Source organism: Nostoc sp. CHAB 5715, from assembly GCF_020829685.1.
Taxonomy (GTDB): domain Bacteria; phylum Cyanobacteriota; class Cyanobacteriia; order Cyanobacteriales; family Nostocaceae; genus Nostoc.
The window spans coordinates 1-5300 of record NZ_JAIVFR010000522.1 but is presented as its reverse complement, the minus strand read 5'-3'; the positions used below and the strand labels follow the sequence as shown (position 1 = coordinate 5300).

Below are 5300 nucleotides of genomic sequence, written 5' to 3'. Positions count from 1 at the left end.
GAGGCTAATAGCAAAAGTCCACGCTTAGTGGACTAAGAAAGGCTTTTAGTCCACTAAGCGTGGACTTGGACTATAAGAGAGGAACTTCAGTTCTGGGCGGTTTATGTCTAGAACGAAATAGCCCTGCTAAACTGGTAGATTTTTCTACTCCTTGATTAACATAATGGTTGAAACTCTTGCTGCGGAAAACGTCACACTTGAGCAACTAATATTGCTTTATGGATTAGAGTTAGTTGATTCGGAAGAATTCTTTCGAGAGTGGCAAGATGACCTACCAGAACTGACAAGCTTAGAAAAGCAGCTATTGGATCAAATAAAGGCAGGTTACATAAATTTACGAAATTATCCGCCTTTATTAGAAAATACAGTTAACACGACTGTTTTATCGCCACTGCTATTCATTGGCAAGTTTTATTTACCTCCTTTTCACCTCAAATTAGAGAAATCTATTGAGATTGAAACACCAGACAAACAAACTATCATCAAAGGGCGAATTGACTTCTTACTTCTAAATCAAAAATTCTGGGTAACAGTTATTGAGTCTAAACAGGTTGCTTATTCGGTAGAAGCAGGACTTGACCAAATTCTGGCATATATGCTGGCTGTTCCCCAGTCACAAGATGTAGTATTTGGGATGATTACTTCTGGTGGCAGTTTTATGTTCATTAAACTGCTTAAAGGTCATCCTCCACGCTATGCCACTTCAGATATTTTTGATGTCCGTAACCGGGGGAATGAGTTATATAATGTACTCCAGATTTTGAAGCGTATTAGTCAATTGACTTTTGCCTGATTGGGTGCATCCCAGTTTTTATTTTGCAACGAGAGAATAAGTGTCATTGCGAGGAGGAACGACGAAGTAATCGCATGGACTTGTTCGTAGTGAGAGATTTTGCGATTGCTTCACTCCACTTCGTTGCGTTCGCAATGACGTTTAAAAAAGTGGGATGCTCCCTGCCTGATCAAAGGTAGTTAAAATAATTAAGAGCAGGTATTGCTGCTCTAGTTCTGAACCTGGAAGGACAAATCTCTATGGTCTCAGCCACTATTAATACAGGCAATCTTAGCTCTGAGGCATTCGTTGCTGGCTATCTGGATGATGTACGCTACGAGTTAATTGACGGAGAACTAATCGACTTGGAACCCACTGGACTTCATGAACAAGTAGCTGGGTTAATTAATCGTAAGCTCAACGTAGCAATTGATCTGCTCAACTTGCCTTGGTTTATTCCCATGAAATGCTTGATTAAACCATTAGGTCAAAATTCAGCCTTTAGACCTGATGTTGTGATTCTTGATCAGACGGCTTTGGCGAATGAGCCATTATGGAAAACTGAGCCAGTGATTACACTAGGTAAGTCTGTTAAATTGGTCGTGGAGGTTGTCAGCACCAATTGGCAGAATGACTATGCCCGGAAAGTGGAAGACTACGAAGCTTTAGGGATTGGTGAGTATTGGATCGCAGATTATTTAGGGTTGGGAGGTAAACGCTACATTGGCTTATCCAAGCAACCAGTGATTACAATTTATCAGTTAGTCGATGGAATTTATCAAGGACAACAATTTAGGGGAACAGAACGCCTCATCTCCCAAACATTTCCAAACCTGAATTTGACGGCAGAAGAGATATTTGTTGCAGGTCGCTAGAGTTAGGATTGGGGAACACGTGGCGCTCTCTGAGGATAAGTATTTGAACTGCTTAATAATTATTTAGTGGGGGTTATGTTGGAAAAGTGCAAAAACGATATAACATGACTCTTGGCAGTATTTTGATGTCAACATCATCAAGAAATCTAGTGCTTCTTAAATCTTCAGAGTTAACAGCAAAGACCTGTTCAAATCAGGTGTGGTTCTGTTATCTCTTCCCACCAGGGCTATTTCGTTCTAGACATAACCGCCCAGAACTAAAGTTCCGGGCTAATAGCCCAAGTCCACTTTAGTGGACTAAAAGCCTTTCTTAGTCGTCTTTAGACGACTTTTGCTATTAGCCTCAGAATTTATTCTGAGGCGGGCTAGATGAGAATGAAATAGCCCTGTCTTCCCACTCGTTATTTCTCCACCTTATTTTCTCGGTGTTGCTGAATGAAAGTGTGAAACTCCATGTTTTAAACTGTTTCCTTTGCATCTTTGGAGGAAACCAAATTCATACTTTTAATCAGCAACGCCGTTTTCTGATGGAAGTGATGAGGTAATTTTTTTACCCTCTAAGTTAAGGAGAAACTCATCAATGGCATTTTATACTTATAACGGTACTCCAGGCGCTGACTATCTGACTGACTACAATCACTCTAGCTTTGCTCAGTACCCCTATATTGAATTTAATACGGTTTACATCAACGGATTTGGCGGTGACGACTATCTGAGCGGGCTTGATCTTTTTAGCTTTTATAATATCAATGGGGGTGCTGGCAACGATATAGTCTTTGGCACTTATAACCCTGATGTCCTCGCAGGAGATGATCCGTTTGATGTCGTTGGTGGTAACGATTTCCTCGCAGGGTTTGGCGACAACGATGCTCTCTTGGGCTTTGGTGGCAACGATACTCTCATCGGGGGCTGGGACTGATACTCTCTATGGAGGTACTGGCAACGATGTTTTCCAGTTCGACTCAGTTTCAGATAGTCAACCTGGTTTGTCACGGGATATTATCAAAGACTTTGTTGGAAACGGTATCTTTGCAGGTGATCTAATCGATCTATCTCGCATAGACGCTAACACCAATATAGTGGGCGACCAAGCCTTCACTTACATAGGAAGTGGCGCATTCACCGCACCCGGCCAGATCCGTTATTCAGGAGATATTCTCCAAGGTAATACTGATAGTAATCTATCGGCTAATTTCGAGATTCAGCTTGAAGGATCACCACTACTAGTGGCAAGCGATATTATCGTTTAACGAACTTTGGGGGTTTAAGTCCCCTGTCTCTACAGGCAGCGTTAGAAATACTAACTATAGGTTGGGTTAAGCGGAGCGAAACCCAACGTTTCCGCGCTTGTTGGGTTTCGTTCCTCAACCCAACCTACAAAAAATTAAATTTCGACCCTTTTTTAGGGTGACGTGTACTAAGTTCCTATATTAGACCTCTTGTAAAAGTCCCCAATACCCCACCCCCAACCCCTCCCCTTAGCAAGGGGAGGGGAGACAAAGCATAGCTTTGGCGGGGTGGGGTTTTATTTTTGATTTATGCAAGAGGTCTATTGAATTCGGGTAGTCGTTTATTGAATTCGGGTAGTCGTTTATTGAATTCGGGTAGTCGTTTATTGAATTCGGGTAGTCGTTTATTGAATTCGGGTAGTCGTTTATTGAATTCGGGCAGTCGTTTATTGAATTTGGGTAGTCGTTGATTGAATTTGGACAGTTGTTGATTGAATTCGGGTAGTCGTTGATTGAATTTAGGCAACCCCCAAGAATTTACATAAAGCCATTTAATATATTTGTAATCCTAATCAACATTTATTGCATGATAAAGTAAAACATATATGGAGGTAGGATTATGACCCAAGCGTTGCCCAAATTACTAACCTTTAATGAATTTATCGAATGGTATCCCAACGATGGAAAACGCTATGAGTTGCACAAAGGAGTAATTATTGAAATGCCGCCTCCAACCGGAACACATGAAAAAGTTATTGCATTTTTGTCGCGGAAATTAACTGTGGAGTTTGATCGTCTCAATTTACCCTACGGAATTCCCAAAACCGCATTGGTCAAAACTCCTTCTGCCGAATCCGCTTATTCGCCTGATGTGTTGCTGCTAAATCTTGATAATCTCGACAATGAACCGCTTTTTCAAAAACAGTCAACAGTAAGCCAAGCAGCATCGGTTCCAATAGTCATCGAAGTTGTTTCAACCAACTGGCGAGATGATTACTACAATAAATTTAGGGATTATGAAGAAATGGGCATTCCCGAATATTGGATTGCTGATTATGCTGCATTGGGTGCAAGAAAGTTCATCGGTAATCCCAAACAACCCACTATTTTTGTGTGCGAATTAGTTGATGGTGAATATCAAATGACAGCGTTTCAAGGTAATACCGCGATTTCATCACCTACCTTTCCCCAATTAAATTTAACTGCACAGCAGATTTTTAATGCGGCTAACTAATTTTTTATCTATAGGACTTACGCAAAAATTGCTAAAAAGCTTAATTTATCGAACCGCCAAGACGCCAAGAGCGCCGAGAATTCGTAGAGTGTGCGTAAGTCCTAATCTAGTCTTATAATTATCGTCCCAACTTATTAGGAATACCTTCACAACCGCCGGGAATAGTACCTCTAGTTTTTTCACCACCCCAAGCGCAACAGTAGTTACGTGCAGACTCAGACATGCGTTGTACATTCGTGAAATCGGCATTTTCCACCACAGCGCCTGTGTGTTCGCCGGTTTGATAATTTGGTCGTTCAGTGCGACTGCGGGGTGATGCTTTATCCATCACACCATAGAATAGGCGAATCCCGTTGATGTCGGCACCATTGAGATTAGCACTGTATAAAATTGTGCGGGAGAGATTGGCTTTTACTAAGTCGCAACCGCTCAGATTAGCGCGGACAAGATTAGCTTCGCTGAGGTCAGTCCAACGCAAATCAGTACCAGAAAGGTCTGCTGCGGCTAGCATTACACCTAAATCAATGACACGCACACCTTCTAGGCGGTCTTCTGCATATCCGCCACTTCCGTTGAAAATGGCTCGACCTAATCGGCCATCGCGTTTTAGGGGAGACAGCAACTTGGAACGTGAGAGAAAGCGGAGAATTTTCGCTTTACCACTGCTATCGACACTACTTAAAATTGCCGCAGTGCGTCCTTCAGCGATCGCTCTCTCTTGGGGCCAATCTTCTAATAATCCTTCTTCATCTAATACTAAGTCTGAAACGCCTTGGAAATAGGAATCAATTGTCTGCTGCTGGGTGATAATGTTTTGCTGAACTGTCAGCAGGTTTTGCTGAATTGTCAAGTCTTTGGAAATAACATATTGTCGCCACGCCACGTAAACGGCGATGACGGCGATCAGAATTTGCCCCAAAGCGCCAAACCATTCTGCTAGAGTTCCAGCAATGTCCCAGTTAATCTGGCGTCCCCAAACAAGCAAGCGATCGCCCACACCTGTAAACTTGATCAAGCCGATGATGGCTACTATTAGTCCCAAAAAGGCAACAAACAGGGTGCGTTCTTGGGGTGAAAACCACTCATTTAAGGCTTTTTGCAACCAAGGCAATAGTATCGCTAGGGATAACAGCAAAGCCATCAGCGTTCCAATAATGCCGACGATCCAGTTATTGAGGATAAGTCCAATG

The 5300-nt window shown here is 42.3% G+C and carries 6 protein-coding genes; 5 read left to right on the top strand and 1 reads right to left on the bottom strand.

Annotation, left to right across the window (positions count from 1 at the left end; translation table 11 throughout):
* Window positions 1–163: 163 nt before the first annotated feature.
* The 5 genes from LC574_RS25000 (at window position 164) to LC574_RS24980 (ending at window position 4110) form a co-directional block, all read left to right on the top strand.
* The gene (locus LC574_RS25000) at window positions 164–793 is read left to right on the top strand and encodes a restriction endonuclease subunit R (RefSeq protein WP_229456243.1); all 630 of its coding nucleotides are present in this window, start codon (window positions 164–166) and stop codon (window positions 791–793) included.
* 239 nt (window positions 794–1032) lie between these two features.
* Window positions 1033–1647, top strand: a complete 615-nt coding sequence (locus LC574_RS24995) for a Uma2 family endonuclease (protein ID WP_229456242.1) — start codon at window positions 1033–1035, stop codon at window positions 1645–1647.
* A gap of 580 nt (window positions 1648–2227) precedes the next feature.
* Window positions 2228–2566, top strand: a complete 339-nt coding sequence (locus tag LC574_RS24990) for a hypothetical protein (RefSeq protein ID WP_229456241.1) — start codon at window positions 2228–2230, stop codon at window positions 2564–2566.
* Window positions 2514–2897 (top strand): hypothetical protein, encoded by a 384-nt coding sequence (locus tag LC574_RS24985; protein ID WP_229456240.1) that lies wholly within the window; start codon window positions 2514–2516, stop codon window positions 2895–2897. The genes LC574_RS24990 and LC574_RS24985 overlap by 53 nt, the downstream gene beginning before the upstream one ends.
* Before the next feature lie 598 nt (window positions 2898–3495).
* Window positions 3496–4110, top strand: coding sequence for a Uma2 family endonuclease (locus LC574_RS24980; RefSeq protein WP_229456239.1), 615 nt, complete (start codon window positions 3496–3498; stop codon window positions 4108–4110).
* A gap of 118 nt (window positions 4111–4228) precedes the next feature.
* On the opposite strand, the gene LC574_RS24975 is transcribed toward LC574_RS24980, so the two are convergent.
* A partial coding sequence (locus LC574_RS24975; RefSeq protein ID WP_229456238.1) for a pentapeptide repeat-containing protein occupies window positions 4229–5300 on the bottom strand: 1072 nt, incomplete at its 5' end.